Annotated in this window: 17 protein-coding genes; 16 read left to right on the top strand and 1 reads right to left on the bottom strand. The window is 54.5% G+C overall.

Annotated elements, in window-relative coordinates; translation table 11 throughout:
- Nucleotides 1–28 precede the first annotated feature (28 nt).
- The 4 genes from metG (at nt 29) to rsmA (ending at nt 5,022) form a co-directional block, all read left to right on the top strand.
- Nucleotides 29–1,603, top strand: a complete 1,575-nt coding sequence (metG, locus tag G7Y44_RS04580; RefSeq protein WP_165247942.1) for a methionine--tRNA ligase — start codon at nt 29–31, stop codon at nt 1,601–1,603.
- Between the two features lie 23 nt (nt 1,604–1,626).
- Entirely contained in the window at nt 1,627–2,772 is a 1,146-nt protein-coding gene (locus G7Y44_RS10400) for a TatD family hydrolase (protein WP_241159183.1), read from the top strand.
- 197 nt (nt 2,773–2,969) lie between these two features.
- On the top strand, nt 2,970–3,986 hold the full coding sequence (locus tag G7Y44_RS10395; protein WP_165247940.1) for a flavodoxin family protein: 1,017 nt from the start codon (nt 2,970–2,972) through the stop codon (nt 3,984–3,986).
- Nucleotides 3,979–5,022, top strand: coding sequence for a 16S rRNA (adenine(1518)-N(6)/adenine(1519)-N(6))-dimethyltransferase RsmA (gene rsmA / locus G7Y44_RS04565; RefSeq protein WP_241159182.1), 1,044 nt, complete (start codon nt 3,979–3,981; stop codon nt 5,020–5,022). The genes G7Y44_RS10395 and rsmA overlap by 8 nt, the downstream gene beginning before the upstream one ends.
- A gap of 164 nt (nt 5,023–5,186) precedes the next feature.
- Here the strand turns inward: rsmA and G7Y44_RS04560 are convergent, their stop codons facing one another.
- Nucleotides 5,187–5,528, bottom strand: coding sequence for a Veg family protein (locus tag G7Y44_RS04560; protein WP_165043864.1), 342 nt, complete (start codon nt 5,526–5,528; stop codon nt 5,187–5,189).
- A 435-nt stretch (nt 5,529–5,963) separates the two neighbouring features.
- Here G7Y44_RS04560 and ychF point away from each other — a divergent pair, with 435 nt between their 5' ends.
- From ychF to G7Y44_RS04500, 12 genes are all read left to right on the top strand, one after another.
- Nucleotides 5,964–7,037 (top strand): redox-regulated ATPase YchF, encoded by a 1,074-nt coding sequence (gene ychF / locus G7Y44_RS04555; RefSeq protein WP_165247937.1) that lies wholly within the window; start codon nt 5,964–5,966, stop codon nt 7,035–7,037.
- Between the two features lie 238 nt (nt 7,038–7,275).
- The gene (locus tag G7Y44_RS04550; RefSeq protein WP_241159181.1) at nt 7,276–8,760 is read left to right on the top strand and encodes an LCP family protein; all 1,485 of its coding nucleotides are present in this window, start codon (nt 7,276–7,278) and stop codon (nt 8,758–8,760) included.
- Nucleotides 8,760–9,419 carry a YveK family protein gene (locus G7Y44_RS04545; RefSeq protein ID WP_165247936.1) on the top strand — a complete coding sequence of 220 codons (660 nt, stop codon included), beginning with the start codon at nt 8,760–8,762 and terminating at the stop codon, nt 9,417–9,419. The genes G7Y44_RS04550 and G7Y44_RS04545 overlap by 1 nt, the downstream gene beginning before the upstream one ends.
- A 3-nt stretch (nt 9,420–9,422) precedes the next feature.
- Nucleotides 9,423–10,388, top strand: coding sequence for a CpsD/CapB family tyrosine-protein kinase (locus G7Y44_RS04540; RefSeq protein WP_165247934.1), 966 nt, complete (start codon nt 9,423–9,425; stop codon nt 10,386–10,388).
- Between the two features lie 24 nt (nt 10,389–10,412).
- Nucleotides 10,413–11,066, top strand: a complete 654-nt coding sequence (locus G7Y44_RS04535) for a CpsB/CapC family capsule biosynthesis tyrosine phosphatase (RefSeq protein WP_165247933.1) — start codon at nt 10,413–10,415, stop codon at nt 11,064–11,066.
- A gap of 204 nt (nt 11,067–11,270) precedes the next feature.
- The gene (locus tag G7Y44_RS04530; RefSeq protein ID WP_165247931.1) at nt 11,271–11,426 is read left to right on the top strand and encodes a hypothetical protein; all 156 of its coding nucleotides are present in this window, start codon (nt 11,271–11,273) and stop codon (nt 11,424–11,426) included.
- Nucleotides 11,427–11,520: 94 nt separating this feature from the next.
- Entirely contained in the window at nt 11,521–12,036 is a 516-nt protein-coding gene (loaP, locus tag G7Y44_RS04525) for an antiterminator LoaP (protein WP_165247929.1), read from the top strand.
- Between the two features lie 27 nt (nt 12,037–12,063).
- Nucleotides 12,064–13,950: a polysaccharide biosynthesis protein gene (locus tag G7Y44_RS04520; RefSeq protein WP_165247927.1), complete on the top strand. Its 1,887-nt coding sequence runs from the start codon at nt 12,064–12,066 to the stop codon at nt 13,948–13,950.
- On the top strand, nt 13,947–15,161 hold the full coding sequence (locus tag G7Y44_RS04515) for a DegT/DnrJ/EryC1/StrS family aminotransferase (RefSeq protein WP_206214398.1): 1,215 nt from the start codon (nt 13,947–13,949) through the stop codon (nt 15,159–15,161). The genes G7Y44_RS04520 and G7Y44_RS04515 overlap by 4 nt, the downstream gene beginning before the upstream one ends.
- Entirely contained in the window at nt 15,158–15,922 is a 765-nt protein-coding gene (locus G7Y44_RS04510; protein ID WP_165247925.1) for a sugar transferase, read from the top strand. The genes G7Y44_RS04515 and G7Y44_RS04510 overlap by 4 nt, the downstream gene beginning before the upstream one ends.
- On the top strand, nt 15,915–16,916 hold the full coding sequence (locus G7Y44_RS04505; protein WP_165247923.1) for a glycosyltransferase family 2 protein: 1,002 nt from the start codon (nt 15,915–15,917) through the stop codon (nt 16,914–16,916). Before G7Y44_RS04510 ends, G7Y44_RS04505 begins: the two co-directional genes overlap by 8 nt.
- Nucleotides 16,892–18,283, top strand: a complete 1,392-nt coding sequence (locus G7Y44_RS04500) for a nucleotide sugar dehydrogenase (RefSeq protein ID WP_241159180.1) — start codon at nt 16,892–16,894, stop codon at nt 18,281–18,283. Before G7Y44_RS04505 ends, G7Y44_RS04500 begins: the two co-directional genes overlap by 25 nt.
- The last annotated feature ends 12 nt before the right edge of the window (nt 18,284–18,295 follow it).

The raw sequence follows: 18,295 nt of genomic DNA, 5'->3' as shown, positions 1-18,295 counted from the left end.
TTTGCGGCGGGAAGGGAGTTTGCGCGATATGTCCAAGGGAACCTATTCGTTCACCACGCCGATCTACTACGTGAATGCCGCGCCGCATCTGGGTACGGCCTACACTACGGTGGCCGCCGACACGGTGGCTCGCTACCAGCGAATGAACGGCTACGACGTGGCCTTCGTCACCGGCATGGATGAGCATGGCCAGAAGGTGGCCGACACCGCTGCCGCTAAGGGCATGCAGCCTCAGGAATGGTGCGACTCCATGGAACCGGCGTTTCGTGACGCATGGGACTTGTTGAACATCACCTATACCGACTTCGTGCGCACCACCGAGCCGCGTCATGCGCGCAGCGTGCAGAAGTTTTGGTGCGATCTGCACGACAAGGGCTACCTGTACAAGAGCAGTTACGAGGGTTGGTACTGCGTACACGAGGAAACCTATTATGCCGAAAGTGACTTGGAGAAAAACGACGACGGCCAGTTCGTGTGTCCCGACTGCAAGCGCCCAGTGCAGCTGATGGCGTCGGGTGAGGAAAACTGGTTCTTCAAACTGTCGGAATTCCAACAGCCACTGCTTGACTTCTTCGAGGCGAACCCCGATTTCATTCGTCCTGAAACCCGCAAGAACGAGATCGTGACGTTTGTGAAAAGCGGCCTGAAGGATCTCTCCATCAGTCGGTCGACGTTTAGCTGGGGCGTGCCGCTGCCGTTTGATCAGGGGCATGTGGCCTACGTGTGGGCCGATGCGCTGATCGCGTATCTGACCGGTATTGGGTACGCTGACGAGGACGAGCGCGCTGGCGAGTTCGAGCGGCGTTGGCCTATGCAATACCATTTCGTGGGGAAGGACATCACGCGTTTTCACTGCGTTATCTGGCCAGCCATGCTGATGGCGGCAGGACTGCCCATTACGCATACGGTGTTTGGCCATGGCTTTTTGCTGACCAAGGGCGAGAAGATGTCGAAGAGCAAGGGCAACGGCCTTATGCCGGCCGACCTGGTGAAGGTGTTCGGCGTGGATGCGTACCGTTACTATTTCATGAGCGACGTGCAGTTCGGCCAAGATGGCAACATCTCTATGGAACGCATGGTGCAGGTGTACAACGCCGATTTGGCCAACACCTGGGGAAACCTGGTGAGCCGCGTGTTCAACATGACGAAGAAGTACTTCGGTGCAAAGGTGCCTGCTGCGCCTGCGTTCGCGGCCGAAAATCCGCTGCGCGAAATCAGCGACGCGCTGTATGCCGAATACGACGCCTGCATGGCACAGGTCGACTTCACTGGGGCTGCCGCAGCTGTGCAGAAGCTAGCGAGTCGCGTGAACCTCTACGTTGAGGAATCGGCGCCGTGGAACCTGGCGAAGTCCGAGGAAACCGCAGATCAATTGGCAGCTGTCATGTATAACTCGCTTGAGTCTATCCGCATTATTGCACTGTACATGGCGCCGTTCATGCCGAATACCTCGGCAGAGGTGTTCCGGCGCTTGAGCTTGGGCGATGTGTCGTCTGTTTGCGACATCGAAGCTGCCACCGCATGGGGTCAGCTGCCCGCCGGTAACGCTGTTGAGGTGGGTGACCCGCTGTTCCCGCGCCTGACCGATATTCCTGAGCTGTAAGGAAACGGAAGGGCACCGAGGGCATGTCCGACGAAAGCTGTGACAATAATCAGGCATTTTGCGATGCGCTCTTCCGCGTTCGGCGGAAGAGCGACACGTACAAGGTGGTTGCCGCGCCGAAGCTTGAGGCTCCGGTTGTCGATACGCATGCCCACGTTCACTATCTGAAGCATCCGTCGCTGGCGTTTGCGCGCGCGGCAGCGTATGGGATGTCGCTTTTGGGACTTATTATTGACGAAGTGGAAGACGGTAATACGCCGTTTGCTGCACTCGATGGTTGGCTGCGCGAGGCTGAAGAGCTGTTGCCGCAGCTTCTGGCGAACACGGCTGCGGCGGCTGATCCGATGGGTACGGCAGCTGCTGCGGCAGCGGCCGAAGTGTCCGCGTTGGCGTGCGGTGGGGAAGGGGGCGAAGCTGCAGCGTGCGGCGCTGTATCGCCCGTGCCGTCCTTGCCGGACGTGCGGTTGTGCGTAGGAGTGCATCCTCACAATGCGAAGGATTGGACGCCCGATATTGAAGGTGCGTTGCGTCGCCATCTAACTTGCGCACGCGTTGCTGCTATCGGCGAGATCGGGCTCGATTACCATTACGACCTGTCGCCGCGCGCTGCACAGAAAAGCGTGTTTGCGCGCCAAATTCAGCTCGCACACGAAACGGGGCTGCCCGTGGCGCTACATGTGCGGGAGGCTCATGACGACGCGTTCTCCATTTTGGAGGAGCAAGGCTGGCCAAAGGCTGGTGTGCTGTTGCATTGTTTCACGTCCGATTGGGAAACGCTTGCTCCCTGGGTTGATGCGGGGTGCTACGTGGCGTTCGGCGGGGCGCTGACGTTTAACAGCGGTGAGGCCATCCGCGACGCTGCGGCGCGCGTTCCCGCAGATAGGCTGCTCACCGAAACCGATTCGCCGTACATGACCCCCGTTCCATTGCGCGGTGTGGAATGCGAGCCGGTGCACGTTTTGTTCACGGCGGCACGCCTTGCCGAGGTTCGTGGGTGCGCTTTGGGCACCGAGCGCCAGGCGTTGCTTGAACAACTCGAACTCAATGCGCGTGCGTTTTTGGATCGTCCGCGCACGCCGTGGCAAGAAACGCACGCGCACGATTACGTATGCGCTAGGGAAACACTGATTAAAGCCGTCTTGCCTTGCGCTGGCGAGGCGGATACCTGAGGATTGAAGACCGAATGCGCGCACTGACGTGCGTAAATGAGGTCTGAAATTCTCAGATACCGGTTCGTCAGTGCAAGGCTGGCGGAATTAATCAGTGTTTCCCTAGATAATTTGCGCGCCGTGAGCATTGCGAACAGGGGCGCACAGGACTGAGGCGGAGAAACGACGGGGCCACTGGCTTCAAGTGAGGGGATAAGATGACAAACCGGCTGATAATCGTTGGTTCGCCGCGGGTGAATGGGCGCAGTGCGGCGCTTGCCGACCTACTATTTGAAGCGTGTATTGAAGAGCATCCCGATGAAGAGGTGGCGCTCGTTCCGGTGTCGACGCTCGACATTGCGGGTTGCACGGGGTGCGCCTGCTGCATGCCCGTGCGGTGCGACGTGTGCGATGAAAACGGTGAGGATGACGGTGAACGCGCGGATGAAGCCGATACAGGCAAAGACGACGCACCGGATGCTTGTGCTCGTGTAGGTGCTGACGCGTCAGGCACTTGCGCGCATGTGGACGCCGACGGTGCTATCGACGGTGCGCCGGTGTGCGTGATCGGTGACGACATGCAGGAGATATACCCGCTCATCGATGCCGCCGACGAGCTGGTAGTGGTGTCTCCGGTGTACTTCGCGGGTGCACCGTCGCAGCTCAAAGCGCTGCTCGATCGCTTGCAGCCTTATTTCTGGACTAACGCGCGCAAGGGCGTTAAGCGCCCGGCGACGCTGCACGTGGTAGGTGAAGGTGGCGACCCGCATGGCTTCGATGCGCTCATTACTGTGGTGAAGTCGGCGCTTGCGGTGGCGGGCTTCCGCTTAGACACGGTGCTCGATTGGGTGGGCCGCATTGACGACACCGGTGAGATCGTCGAAGAGGCTGTTGTGTACGACGTGTCGCCAAGGCGACCGCAAGCACATGCGGGTAACATCGTTGTCCTCGGCGAATCCAATGCTGGGCAGGCCGATGCGCAAAAGGGCGCCCAAAAGAGTTCGCAAAAGGACGTGCGGAAAGACGCTCAGAAGGATGCCTCCAAGAAGCGAACGGGCGGAAAACCGCGTCTTGATCTGGGGCTAAATGGTGCAAAGCCCGGTGCTGCTGCCGAACACGACAAGCGAAAGAAGCCTGGTCAAGGTCAAGGCGGGCGCACAAACAAGCCGTCTCGTGGCAGGGGTGGCCAAGGGAGTGCTCGGGCTGCTGGACGAAACGGAAAGCGTCGTGGCTAACTTGCGGGAAGCGGGCTTGGATGGTGCCGCGGCCACGCTTTCCCCACTAGCCAACGTGTCGGCAACGCGTGCGGTACTAGACGCCCATGGACTCTCGACGAAGTATTCGTTCGGTCAGAACTTCCTTGTAAACGATGCTATTGTACGCAAGATCATCCAGCTTGCTGGTGTGACGCCGCGCGACTCGGTGCTCGAGGTAGGACCCGGCATTGGTACGCTGACCATCGCGTTACTGAAAACTGCTGGCTTTGTGACATCGGTGGAAATCGACGCCGACCTGCCTGCCGTGCTTAACGAAACGTGCGCACCATGGGCCGATCGCTTCCGTCTTATTCAAAAGGATGCGCTTCATCTGCTTCCTTCTGATGTGGAACGGAAACGGCACCCCGCGACGACAACTGATGGGTGTCTTGAGACGCCGACCGATGAGCACTCTGCAATGCCGGTCGATGGGGATGTTGCAGCGTTGCCGAACAAGTTGGTGGCGAACCTACCGTACGCGGTTGCCGCCACAGTGGTGCTGGGCTATTTCCAGCAGCTCTCTAGTTTGGAGAGCGCTACGGTTATGGTGCAGAAAGAAGTAGCCGACCGCATGTGTGCATCTCCCGGCACGAAGAACTACGGTGCCTACACGGTGAAGCTTCGCCTGTTCGCGCGTCCGGCGGGCCGCTTTGCGGTGGGGCCGGGCAACTTTTTTCCGCCGCCGCGTGTGGAGAGTTCAGTGATCAGGCTCGATCGGTGTGAAAGTGCGGGAATTGATGGCAGCCCCGCCTCGCGTGAGCTGGTCGATGCAGCGTGCTTGATGGCCGATGCGGCGTTTGCTAGCCGCCGCAAGACCATCGCGAACTCATGTAAGACGTTTTTCGCAGGCAGAGGGGAAGCGGGTGCCGCGGTTGCCGCTCGCATCCCTGAGTTGCTAGCCGGTGCGGGAATTGAAGCAACACGCCGGGGGGAAACGCTCGAGCTCGAAGAATTTATACGCTTAGGAAGCGCATACGTGAAGTTGCTTGAGGGACGTTATCTGTTGCAGTCATGAAAGGGTTCTGGCTGGTGGAATCGAGCAGTGTTTCCTAAAGAGAGAAAAGAAAAGCCCGTCTGTCGTTTGTCTAACAGGCGGGCTTTTTGAAATCGCTAACGATACTGCGGCGGCATCGATGCGGTGGATCTGCCGCAAACGCGCGGGTGCTATGGAGTGCCGCGCTACAGCAGCACAGTTTCGCGATGAAAGTCTTTATGCTCGAGCGTGTCCATAGGATCGGGGGCATCGGGTACGAAAGGCTCGAATAGTGGTTCGCCGTTTTGCGACAGCTCAACCATGCCGGTGAGTACGTCGACATACTGATATGATTGACGCGCGGTGCGGCCACGCTTACGATCGACTTCCATGATGAACAGCTGCGGATGCACCTGCATGAGCACGCCTTCGCTCTCAACGATCTTCGAGCGGCCCATGTTCGCGCGCACCTTCAAACGCTGTCCGACAAAGTCGTTCAGCGTGTCATGAATGGAGTCGACGATTTTTGCTTGCTTTGCTAGTTCCATGCTTTCCATCCTCATTGTGCTAGTACAGAGTCATCACGGCACAAATTTTATCACGCGAGTCAAGCATCTATAGAATCTGCATAACGCGCTCATGAAATGGTCAAACGGTTGAATAAGAGGCGAAATGTCGCCAAATTGATTTTTCGAAAAATTGTTCCGAATTGTGTATTACATGCAGTCTCGCTCGTTGTTGTCAAAGCGGCTGTGCTTGTTAAATAGCTTGATTGAAAGCGCGTGAGGGTGCAGCGGTGCTCTGCTCTGCATAGGGTGGTCGCGCCGTTCGGCTGCATTGTTCGACGTGGTGCTTTCGTACGATATGAACGCGCGTACTATGCAAGCGTGCTATCATCATCCGGTTAGGTATTCGAACAGCGTACGGCGCAAGCGTACGTGCGTGCATAACGCAAGCATCAAAGCGGAAGAGAAGGAAGCTCCATGGCACTTTCTATTGGTATCGTAGGGTTGCCCAACGTTGGCAAGTCGACGCTATTTACAGCTCTCACCAACAAAGGCGGCTTGGCGGCGAACTACCCCTTCGCCACCATCGAGCCGAATGTCGGCGTGGTGCCGGTTCCCGATTCCCGTTTGGACGAGCTGGCCAAAATCGATCATCCGGCGCGCATTGTGCCGGCGACGGTGGAATTCGTTGACATCGCCGGTCTGGTGGCGGGTGCCAGTCAAGGAGAGGGCCTGGGAAACCAGTTTTTGGCAAACATCCGCGAAACCGATGCTATTGCCGAGGTGGTGCGCTTCTTCGGAGATCCCGACGTTACGCACGTAACGGGCAAGGTTGATCCGCAAAGTGACGTTGAAACCATCAAGACCGAGCTCATTTTGGCCGACATTGCTACGGTGGAGAAGGCCCTGCCGCGTTTGGAAAAGGAAGCGAAGCGCGACAAAGACAATGCTCGCAAGCTAGAAGTTGCCAAGCGTGTGCTCGAAGGTTTAAATAATGGGCACCGCGCCCGCACGCTGGACTTGTCTGACGAAGATGCCGCGGCTATTTTCGAACTCCATCTGCTCACCATGAAGCCGATGCTCTACATTGCCAACGTCGACGAGGATAAAGTTGCTTCCGAGCTGCCTGAAATCGACGGCTGCGTACCGGTGCCTATTTGTGCGAAGGTGGAAGCCGACATCGCCGAGCTGGCCGAGATGGACCCCGATGAGGCCGCCGAGTACATGGAAGTGCTGGGGCTATCCGAAAGCGGGTTGGCGCGCCTGATTCGCGGTGCGTATCAGTTGCTGGGGCTGCAAAGCTACTTCACCAGCGGCGAAACGGAATCGCGCGCATGGACTATTCCCGTAGGAGCGAAGGCCCCGCAGGCGGCAGGCGTTATCCATTCCGACTTCGAACGCGGTTTCATTAAAGCGGAAACCGCCAGCTATGAAGACTACGTGGCACTCGGTGGCGAAAAAGGCTGCCGCGATGCAGGCAAACTGCGACAAGAGGGTAAAGACTACGTAGTACAAGACGGCGACGTCATGCATTTCAAGTTCAATGTGTAAGTGAAACTTGGTGAAGAAAGAAAGCGAAAGATAGTGAAAACGGTGCTAAACATGGGTTTTCGCCAGATTTCGGAAAAAGATATAACCCCTGTCTTTGGTTTACTGGAGGGGTTGCTTATAATCGCACATTGATTACAAGCGCCCATACAAATCGTTATACAGCGTCGCTTCGGTAGCGGCGCTGTGTTTCGCAAGGGCACGAAAGAAGACGAAAGGAAGCGCTCATCGCGCAACCCGCATGACTGATATTAATGGACATCGACATACGCTCCGGCCTGAGCAGGCTCATCCTGCCGGACGTGGTCAGGGTATGAATGTGCCGCGCGGGGAAGGCTCGGATAAAGGGGCGCCCGCCGCTGGCAAGTCCGCCGCAGGGAAGCCTACCGCTGGTAGGCCTGTCGCAGGAAGGTCCGCTGCAGGTGCGCATGCCGCGCCTGCGCATACACAAGTGCCCGCCGCGTCGACACATACGCGAACGCAAACGCATGCCCCCGCTCCGCAATCCGGTTTCGTTCCGGTCACGCGCGGTGCATCGTATAGTGGCGCGCCTTATGGTGCTGGCTCGGGTGCGCGCGGTATCGGTTCAGGTGCGTACGGTGCAGCTGGTGCGTACGGTGCCGAAGCTTTTGGGTCTGATGGCCTAGTTAAGGTCAAGAAGAAAAAAAATAAGGCCGTGAAAATCGCACTTATTGTGTTTGCGGTGTTATTCACAATCATCGTGGGCTTAGGTATTGCGTTTGCCGCATGGGTTGGTTCTCTTGGGAAGTCCATGAGCATTGAAGACGAACAGCAAGCCACCGAATTGAAGGATGCGCTTGCGCCGTCCGTGTCGGTGAAGGAGTCTGACGAGCCATTCTACATGCTGCTTTTAGGTAGCGATGCGCGTGGTGACGAGGCTAGCCGTTCCGACGTGACTATGCTGGCTCGCATTGATTCCGCATCGGCGAAGGTTGATCTTATTTCTATTCCGCGCGACACCATGGTCACCATCGAAGGTCAGGGTACGCAGAAAATCAATGCGGCATACACGTTCGGCGGACCGGCGGGTGCAGTAGAGACGGTGTCGGAGTTTGCAGGTGTTCCCATTAGTCACTATGCCGAAATTCATTTCGATGAACTGAAAACTCTGGTGGATATGCTCGGCGGCGTATGGGTGAACGTGCCTGAAGGGTTTAGTTCGGGCAATGGTGGCGTTAGCTTACAGGCGGGCGAACAGCTGCTCAATGGCGATCAGGCGTTGGCGTTCGCGCGCGAGCGCTACAACGTGTCGGGCGGCGATTTCGGTCGTGCTCAGGCGCAGCGTATTATCGTGGAAGCTATTATCAAGCAGATTTTGGCGGCGTCACCAGTTGAGATGCCGGGGCTTATCGGCAACTTGGCGGGCTGTGTGTCAACCGACCTTGCCATGAGTGATCTTGTGCCGCTCGCACAAAAGTTCCAAGGCAAAAACCTTACCATGTATTCCGCGGCATGCCCAAGCTACAGCTACAACGTCGACGGCATTAGCTATGTGTGCCCCATGTTTGACGAATGGCGCGCTATGATGCAGCGGGTAGATGCGGGGCTTGACCCCAACGATAAAAACGCCGTCATTCCGCAAGAGCAGCTGGACAACGCCGCTTTGGGTGCCGCTCCAAACTCGCCGGCGCCGCGCGATTACGCCGATTTGGCGGCTAATGCAGGATTAACTACGGATGATGTTGCCCCGGAGGTGAACAACTGATGACGTTGCTCGAACTGCTTCAACTTATGCGCAAGCATTTGAAGCTGATGATTGCGCTGCCGCTTGCGTGTGGCATTGCCATGGCCTTAGTAGCGTTTTTGTTCCTGCCAAACACTTACACTTCGTCAGTGAGCATGTATGTGCTCACAAAGAGCACCGAGGAAACCGGAGGCCTGAACAACCAAGACCTCACGGCTAGCCAGATGCTCACCAACGACGTGGCTACGCTCATTGAAGGCGACCGTGTGATGAACGACACAGCCGAAGCACTGCAGATGGAAAGCCTGAACGACTACACCATCGAGGTTACCAGTGCCACCACTACGCGTGTAATCACGCTGTCGGTAACGGGCGAGGACGCGCAGAGCACGGCCATCATTGCCAACAAGCTTGCTGAGCAGGCAAGTGTGGTGGCGCAGGAAGTTATGGACGTGAAAAGCGTAAACGCCATCGATCAGGCAGAAACGCCCGAAAGCCCGAGCGGTCCGAATCGTCTTATGTACACGGCGGTTGCGCTTTTGGCCGGCCTGTTCTTAGCTGTCGCCTTGGTGGTTCTTGCTGACATGCTGAACACGCGCGCTCGCAATGCCGAGGATGTTGAGGAATTGCTGGGGCTGCCTGTGATCGGGCGAATCCCTGCAATGAAGGAGGGCAAGTAAGCTATGGCGAAGAAAGCTCAGGCGAGCAAGCTCGAAGTGCAGAACGCGGCGAAGACGCTGCTTGCAAACATCCGCTTCATGGGTGTGGATAATCCCATTCGCTCGATTGTTATTACAAGCTCCATTCCAAACGAAGGCAAGTCGACGGTGTCTCTTAACCTTGCGCAGGCTATTGCCACGTCGGGCAAGCAGGTACTGTTAGTGGAATGCGACATGCGTCGCCGTTCGCTTGCCGACGATTTAGGTATGCATGCTCTTTCGGGGTTGTATGCCGTGCTGTCGGATCAGGCGTCGCTTGAGTCTGCAGTGGTTGCCACGCGACAGCAAAACATGTACTTTCTTGATGCTGAACCGCATATTCCCAATCCGGCTGACATTTTGGCGTCGAAGCGCTTCCGTCGTCTTATGAAAAGGCTGGAAGAAGCCTACGATTATGTGGTCTTCGACACACCGCCGGTGGGCACGTTCGTAGACGCTGCCGTGCTGTCTTCGTTGGCGGATGCGACGATACTGGTGGTTCGCGAGAATTTCACGAAGCGCCAGACGCTGGCAGATGCCTATGAGCAGCTGAAAAAGGCCGAGGCGAACGTAATCGGCGTGGTGATGAACTGCTGCGAAATGGAAAGCAGCGATTATTATTACGCATACTACAACAAAGACGGTAAGCGCGTGAAGAAGTCGGGTCGAAGTGATTCGTCTTCCGACGACGCACCGCAGCTCAACACCGAGTCGTGGAGTGGCAACTATGCGTCGTCGAATGCGAGCACGGCAAGGCCAGCTTCATCGAAGTCGGGCCGTACGAAAGCAGCAACCACAGGCGTAAGTGCCGGTTCGAGTGCGAACGTGAGCGGCGTGGGATCAGCTGGGTCGGCTGGGTCGGCGATGCCGAACGCAGCCAACCAGTCGGCATCACAGTACAGCCGAAACTCGGGTGCTTACCGCGCAAACGGCGCGCGGAAGAACCGGTAGGGCAAAGGCGGAAAAGGCGAAGCGGTGCGCGATATCCATTGCCATATATTACCTGGTGTAGATGACGGCGCCGCTAACTTGGCGGAAAGCTTGGCTATGCTTGAAGCGGCTAAGCGCGCGGGCGTAACTAGTATCGTGTGCACGCCGCATTGTCGCGACCCGTATTTCGACTACGAGGCTATGTGGAATGCCTACGAACTTCTGAAGGCTCATGCAGATGGGTTTCCACTGCAAATGGGATTTGAGGTGAACCACTCAAAGCTCATGGAGCTGGGGCTACATTGGGTCGACTACTTGCATTTTGATGGCAGTAAGGATTTTCTGCTTGAGTTGTCATCGCGGGCGAAAGCGTCTGATTTTGTGGAATACGAGCGCACGATCTACGAGCTGCAGGGGCGCGGGTATCGCGTGATTATTGCGCATCCGGAACGTTACGCTGCCATCCAAGAGGATGTTGGCTTGGCGCGGCGGCTCGCGCATATGGGGTGCAAGCTACAAGCATCGGCCGACTTCGTGCGTGGTGGGCGGTTGGGCCGCGAGAAAAAGCCAGCGCGGGCGCTGTTTGAGCAAGGGCTGTATAGTTACATCGCGAGCGACGCGCATCGCATAGAGCACTACACGTATCTGGCTGAAGCGCGCGCGAACTACCGAACGTGTGGCGCGCACGCTAGACTGTAAAGCATGGGTTTGTGCGGCGTAACGTCGCGAAAGTGTGGTAGGGTGAAAACAAGCTTTCTGCCGCGGGTGCAATGGTAAAGAATTGCTTTTGCAGCGGGAAACTGCGCCATAGATGAGGCGCTAGGGGGAGGAAATACCGACGCGTCTTAAACAAGGTTTCAGCGGTTGCGCCGCAAGGCAAGGCCGATGAGATAGATACATACTTTGGGAATCGCGGAATCGTCGCTGAGTGCGCGTTTCGAGGATCCAAAGGAGCGAATAGTCGTTGTTGACGTGATGACCAAGGTTATCAAGGCGAAGCTATGCGCGCGTTTGCGCGCATGTGTTTACAAGTTGCTTGTTGAAGAATTCGATAAGTGACGGGCTTAGTGGTGCCGGCTGTTTTGTGGCTATTGAACGGCTTCAAAACAGCCGGCACCAAGCTTTGCTCTGCGAACTGCAAGGAGGTGGAGCCATGTGGTACGTCATACAAACCATAGGTGGCCGTGAGCAGCATGCACTCAACCTCATTGCAAAGCTAGTGGACACCGTTGTCATTCAGGAACTGTTCATTCCTCGATGTGAAATCATGAAGCGCATTGGCGGCGTGTGGGTAAAGCGCGCCGACGTGATGCTTCCGGGCTATGTGTTCGTGGTTACGGATGATCCGGCAAAACTGGAATCCGAGCTGCGAAAAAACGTGCCCCTATTCACGAAAATCCTGCGCAACAACGACACGTTCGCTCCTTTGGATAAAGAAGAGATTGCCTTCATCAACGCATTCGCAAAACCGGGCACTCGTGTGGTGGAACTGTCGATAGGTGTGATTGAAGGCGACAAAGTAGTGATTCTCAACGGGCCGCTTTTAGGGCAGACGGGACATATCAAGAAGATCGATCGTCACAAACGGCTCGCGTATCTAAACATGACCATCATGGGACGCCAAAAGGCAATCAAACTAGGCCTCGAAATTGTTCGAAAGCAAACTTGACAAGGGAATAGAAGACGCGCGGTAGACATGGCCGTTGCTGGAATCACCAGAAAAGGGGTCATCAGGACCGTACCCTTCGTTATCATCGACGTGGCGGCTACGTTTGTTGCGTTTGTGATCGCTTCGTGGGGCACGGCGTCTGAATCGATAATTCCAGGTTCATCTGGCTCCCTGTTAGGTATCGCTGTTCTTGCCGTCATCAATGTTGTTGTGTTTGCGGCTATGCGCATGTACAGCTGCCTTTGGGAATACGCAAGCATTGATGAAGCAATGCGTATCGTTGTTGCCACGCTTGCAGGTTCGGTTGTCGGAGATGTAGTTAGTTGGTTCGCATTCGGATTTCGAATGCCCGTTGCCGTATACGTTTGCGAATGGGCCATTTTCTTCATCGTTGCCGGAGCAAGCCGCCTTCTTGTTCGCGTGACCTCTGGGCGAAAAGGATGGTCTTTCTTAGGAACCCAAACAGAAGGCCTTCCTCGCTCGATTGTTGTTGGGGCAGGGGAGACCGGCTCACTTACAGTCAAGCGCATGTTGGCTTGTAATCCTGATATGCCTGGCTTCCCCGTTGCCCTTGTTGATGATGACAGCGCCAAGGTGGGAAAACATGTTCATGGCGTGAAGGTTGCAGGCACCTGTGATGCAATTCCTGAAATAGCGAAAAGGCTTGGCGTAGAACAGATCGTCATAGCGGCACCAAGCGCTACCAAGCCGGAACGCGATCGCATCTTTGGTATCTGTATGAGCACAGGTATTAAGACGGTAACACTGCCAAGAATCAAGGATGTACCCATTGATGCTTTGGATCGTGTCGCTTTAAGGGATGTCGAAATATCGGATCTTTTAGCGCGCGAAGAAGTGGCACTCAATCTGGGTCAGATGGGATACGTGTCTGGTAAGCGCGTGCTGGTGACAGGTGGAGGCGGCTCTATTGGAAGTGAGCTTGTGCGCCAACTGTTACCCGCCAAGCCATCGCAGATTATTCTGTTCGATATATACGAGAACACCACCTATGAGCTGTTCCACGAAATCGTTCATCCTGCTAAAGAACAAGGGACAGATGTCTGTGTATTCATTGGCTCTATCGCTCATGTTCCAGCCATAAGCAAGGCGTTTGAACTCTTTGAGCCGCAAGTTGTGTTCCATGCAGCAGCGCACAAGCACGTACCACTTATGGAAAGAAACGCTCGTGAGGCTATAGAAAACAACGTGTTTGGCACGCTGAATGTGGTTCGGTTAGCGCATGAGAAGGGTTGCACCCACTTCGTGCAGATATCCACTGACAAGGCAGTAAACCCCACCAACGTTATGGGTGCAACCAAGCGTATGGATGAAATGATTGTGCAGTACTACGCAGGCATTTCAAGCACGGTATTTACCTGTGTGCGCTTCGGAAACGTGTTAGGAAGCCACGGTAGCGTTATCCCACTCTTTAAACGCCAGCTTGCAGAAGGTGGCCCCATCACCGTTACCCACAAAGACATTACCCGCTACTTCATGACTATCCCCGAAGCGAGTCGCTTGGTTATCACCGCAGGTGCTATGGCGCGCGGTGGTGAGGTCTTCGTGCTTAACATGGGCGAGCCTGTTCGAATCTACGACTTGGCAGTGAATCTGGTCAAGTTATCCGGCCTAGAGCCAGACCGTGACATCGAGATCAAGATCACAGGTCTGCGCCCAGGGGAGAAGCTCTACGAAGAGCTTCTTATGGTTGACGAGCACGTGGTTCCAACCGAAAACGATGACATTATGGTGTCAACTGGGGATGCCTTAGACCTTGAGACTGTCACGGCGAAACTTGACAAGCTGCGGTCGTGCCTGAATAAGGACAACGACTCCATCAAGCGGGTACTTGCAGAAGTCGTTCCAACGTATTACCCGAAACTAGATGGCGAAGCGAAGGCGGCTCGCCAGTGACGGTGAAGATGAGCATCCCCTTCTCGCCGCCAGATATCACTGAAGCTGAGATTGCCGAGGTTGCAGATGCATTGCGTTCGGGCTGGATTACCACCGGCCCGCGAGTGAAGGAACTTGAGCGCAGGCTGAAGGATTATCTAGGTGCTGATGGCTGCTGCTGTCTGAACTCGCAGACTGCCTGTGCTGAGTTGGCGCTGCGCGTGTTGGGAGTGGGACCGGGGGATGAGGTAATCGTTCCGGCCTACACCTACACTGCTACTGCTTCGGTGGTTTGTCACGTGGGTGCAACCCTTGTGCTTGTTGACTGCCAGCCTGGATCCTTTGAGATGGACTACGGTGCCGTAGAAGCAGCCATTAACGAAAGAACGAAGGCTATCATTCCGGTTGACTTGGGTGGTGTGCCGTGTAACTACGATGCTATCTTTCGGATCGTTGAGGGAAAGAAACATCTCTTTCGTCCAGCAAACTCCGTTCAGAAGGCAATGGGGAGGGTGGCGGTTTGTGCCGATGCCGCACATGCGCTGGGCGCGATCTACCACGGCAAGATGGTCGGCTCTGTAGCTGACTTCAGTTCGTTTAGCTTCCATGCGGTAAAGAACCTCACCACTGCTGAAGGAGGATGCTTAACCTGGCGAAGCATTCCTGGTGTTGATGACGAAGAGATCTACCATAAGTTGCAGTTGCTGAGCCTGCACGGCCAGTCAAAAGATGCTTTAGCTAAGACCAAGCTTGGCGCTTGGGAATACGATGTTGTGGATCCTTGGTATAAGTGCAACATGACCGACGTTATGGCGGCAATTGGACTAGTACAGCTTGACCGCTACCCAGCGATGCTTACCCGTCGCCGCGAGATCATCGCACGCTACGACGAAGCCTTCAAGCCGCTTGGTGTTGAGTCATTGCCGCACTACACAGAAGACCACTCATCGTCAGGGCACCTCTACATCTGCCGTGTTCCTGGCATCAATGCAGAGCAGCGCAACGCCCTTATCGTCAATATGGCCGAGCGTGGCGTTGCCTGCAATGTCCATTACAAGCCCCTGCCTATGATGACGGCCTACCAGAAGCTGGGGTTTAACATCGCCGACTACCCAGGCGCCTATGCGCGCTTTGCCAATGAAGTAACGCTGCCTTTACACACCTGTCTCACTGACGAGCAGGTGGACTACGTTATCGAGTGCTTCGTAGAAGAGGTGAAAAACCTCCGATGAAGTGGCTTTCTTGGGACGAACTGCCAGAGAGTATGCGCTGCGATGAGGTGCGGCCTTACTACGACTCACTTGCCAAAAAGCGCGGCCAGCTCGTTGTCAAACGGGTATTCGACATCATTGGCTCCTTGGTTCTGTTCGCCTTAACCTGGTGGCTGTTTATTATCTTAGCAATCGCCATTAAGCTGGATTCTCCCGGCCCGGTGTTCTACCGTCAGATGCGTGTGACCCAATACGGCAAGGAGTTTCGAATCTTTAAGTTTCGAACCATGGTGCAGGAAGCCGACAAGATCGGTAGTGCGGTGACCACGAACGATGACAATCGTGTTACACGCGTCGGGGCTGTCATAAGAAAGTACCGACTCGATGAGTTCAGTCAGCTGATCGATGTACTTCGCGGAACAATGAGCTTTGTGGGTACAAGACCCGAAGTTCCCAAATATGTTGCATCTTACACGCCTGAGATGATGGCGACCCTGCTCCTGCCTGCGGGAGTGACCTCCACAGCAAGCATCACATTCAAAGATGAGGCCGAACTACTCGACTCCACAGAAGATGTTGACCAAGCCTATGTGAAGGACGTCCTTCCAAGGAAGATGGCGTGCAATCTGAAAGACATAGCCAGCTTATCGTTTTCGCGGGATGCCAAGTTAGTGCTTGTAACTACTGGAGCGGTTATGGGGTTCAGAGTGACTGTTTCAAAGCCTTACGAAAAGGAAGTTGAAACAGTGGGTTGGCGCAAGGTAAAGAATCGTAATGAGTAAGGTTAAGCGGCCAAGTATTTCTGTAGTAATGCCAGTACGTAATGAGGAAGCGTACATAGCCAATTGCATTGAATCGCTCTTCAATCAAACGTATCCAATAGACGATATGGAATGGATCTTCGTCGACGGTATGTCAAATGACCACACACGGAATATCATTAGTTCGTATGTTAGGCGTTTCCCGAGACTAATTCATCTCTTAGACAATCCGAGCAAAACCGTTCCTTATGCGATGAATATTGGAATCGCCGAAGCAAAAGGCGAGTACATCATCAGACTCGATGCGCACGCGAGTTACGCCAATGACTACATTGAGAAATGCATCTACTACCTCGAAAACACCGATGCGGACAATGTCGGCGGTGTGGCTGAGACAAAAAGTCATGGGTTTATAGGTAACGCAATCGCCAAAATGCTCTCTTCTAAATTCGGCGTTGGTAATTCCCAATTCCGAACTGAAGGGGAAAGCGGCTATGTTGACACTGTTCCATTCGGGGCCTTTAGGCGCGAGGTCTTCGAAAAATGGGGCGGGTACGATGAGCGTCTTGTCCGAAACCAAGATAACGAAATGAATTATCGGATTCGAAGCAATGGCGGAAAGATTTACATGTCGAAAGACATCAGGCTAACCTACTACTGCAGAGACACCGCGTCAGGTATAGCTAGAATGGCGATACAGAATGGCATGTGGAATGTGATAACGATGAAGCTGTGTCCAGGCTCTATGAGTGTTCGACATTTCGTGCCGCTCGCGTTTGTACTTTCCATTTTGGCGCTGACTCTTTTGGGTGTCGTAGCAACTGTGTTTTGGGAGCTGTTAGCCGTTGAGTTGGTGCTGTATTGTCTTCTCGACGCTGCCTTTGCATGCAAAGCCTCACGATCTTTACGAGAGATTGTCCTGATTGCGATGCTGTTTCCGGTTTTCCACATCTCTTATGGACTTGGTTCTCTACTTGGCTTGGGGAAGCTATGTACGGGGAACTGCCGCAGCTAGCTTTATCGGTTGAAGCTGTTTTGTTTTCAAAACCTGAAAGGAAAAAAATGGGAATCTACGAGGAACTGCTGAATAGAGAGACGAAACTCTCCCTTGTAGGTCTTGGGTATGTTGGTATGCCCATTGCCGTTGCCTTTTCTAAAAAAGTTCAAGTAATTGGATACGATTTGAATGAAGAGAAGATAGGGCTTTACAAGAAAGGCATCGATCCTACACATGAAGTCGGAGACGAAGGGGTTGCCCAATGCTCAGTCGATTTTACTGCCGATCCCGAACGTCTTCGTGAATCAAAGTTCCATATTGTTGCAGTTCCCACTCCGGTAAACTTAGACAAGACACCTGATTTGACTCCTGTCGAAGGGGCATCAAGGATTGTAGGAAGGCGTCTCACTCCTGGCTCTATCGTTGTGTTCGAGTCGACGGTGTACCCGGGGGTCACGGAAGATGTCTGTGTTCCTATCCTCGAAGAAGAATCGGGGTTGAAATGTGGGGCTGATTTTAAGGTCGGTTACAGTCCCGAGCGCATCAATCCAGGTGACAAGGTACACACCCTTCAGAACATCCGGAAAATCGTGTCTGGTTCCGACGAAGATGCACTTGAGCAGATCAAGAGAGTCTACGACTTAGTTATTGAGGTTGGCACTTATCCAGTCTCTACCATCAAAACCGCGGAGGCTATCAAAGTTGTCGAGAACAGTCAGCGCGACATAAACATCGCGTTTATGAACGAGCTCGCTATGGTTTTCGATCGGATGGGGATCGATACAAACGAAGTTGTCGACGGGATGAACACGAAATGGAATGCCCTTGGTTTTCGCCCCGGGTTGGTCGGCGGCCATTGCATCGGAGTTGATCCGTATTACTTCACTTATGAAGCCGAGAAGCTTGGCTACCATTCTCAGATTATCCTGTCTGGTCGTAAGGTGAACGATGGCATGGGCGAATTCGTGGCCGATGCGGCAATTAAACAGATGATTAGAGCTAGGAAAGCTCCCGCGAAAGCCAAGGTTGTCATCTTGGGTCTTACCTTTAAGGAGAATTGTCCTGATTGCCGGAACTCGAAGGTCGGCGACGTGATCAACCGCCTGAGGGAGTACGGTGTAGAGCCCGTTGTTGTTGACCCTTGGGCCTCTGAGCGAGATGCGAAGTTAGATTACAAGGTCGATCTTCATCCAATTAAGGATGCAAGCAATGCCGATTGCGTCATTGTTGCTGTAGCTCACGATCAGTTTAAAGCAATGAGTGTTTCAGAGATTGAATATTTGTTTGCCGATGTCCCTTCAAATGAAAAGGTACTTATTGATATAAAAGGTATCTTTGATCGTATCGAGATAGCGCAATGCGGAATTCGGTACTGGCGTCTCTAAACTAGCGGCAGC

The sequence above is a fragment of the Adlercreutzia sp. ZJ141 genome (assembly GCF_011038965.1).
In the GTDB taxonomy this organism is placed as follows: Bacteria; Actinomycetota; Coriobacteriia; order Coriobacteriales; family Eggerthellaceae; genus ZJ141.
The sequence above is the reverse complement of the archived record's forward strand: the minus strand, read 5'-3'. Positions and strand labels throughout refer to the sequence as shown.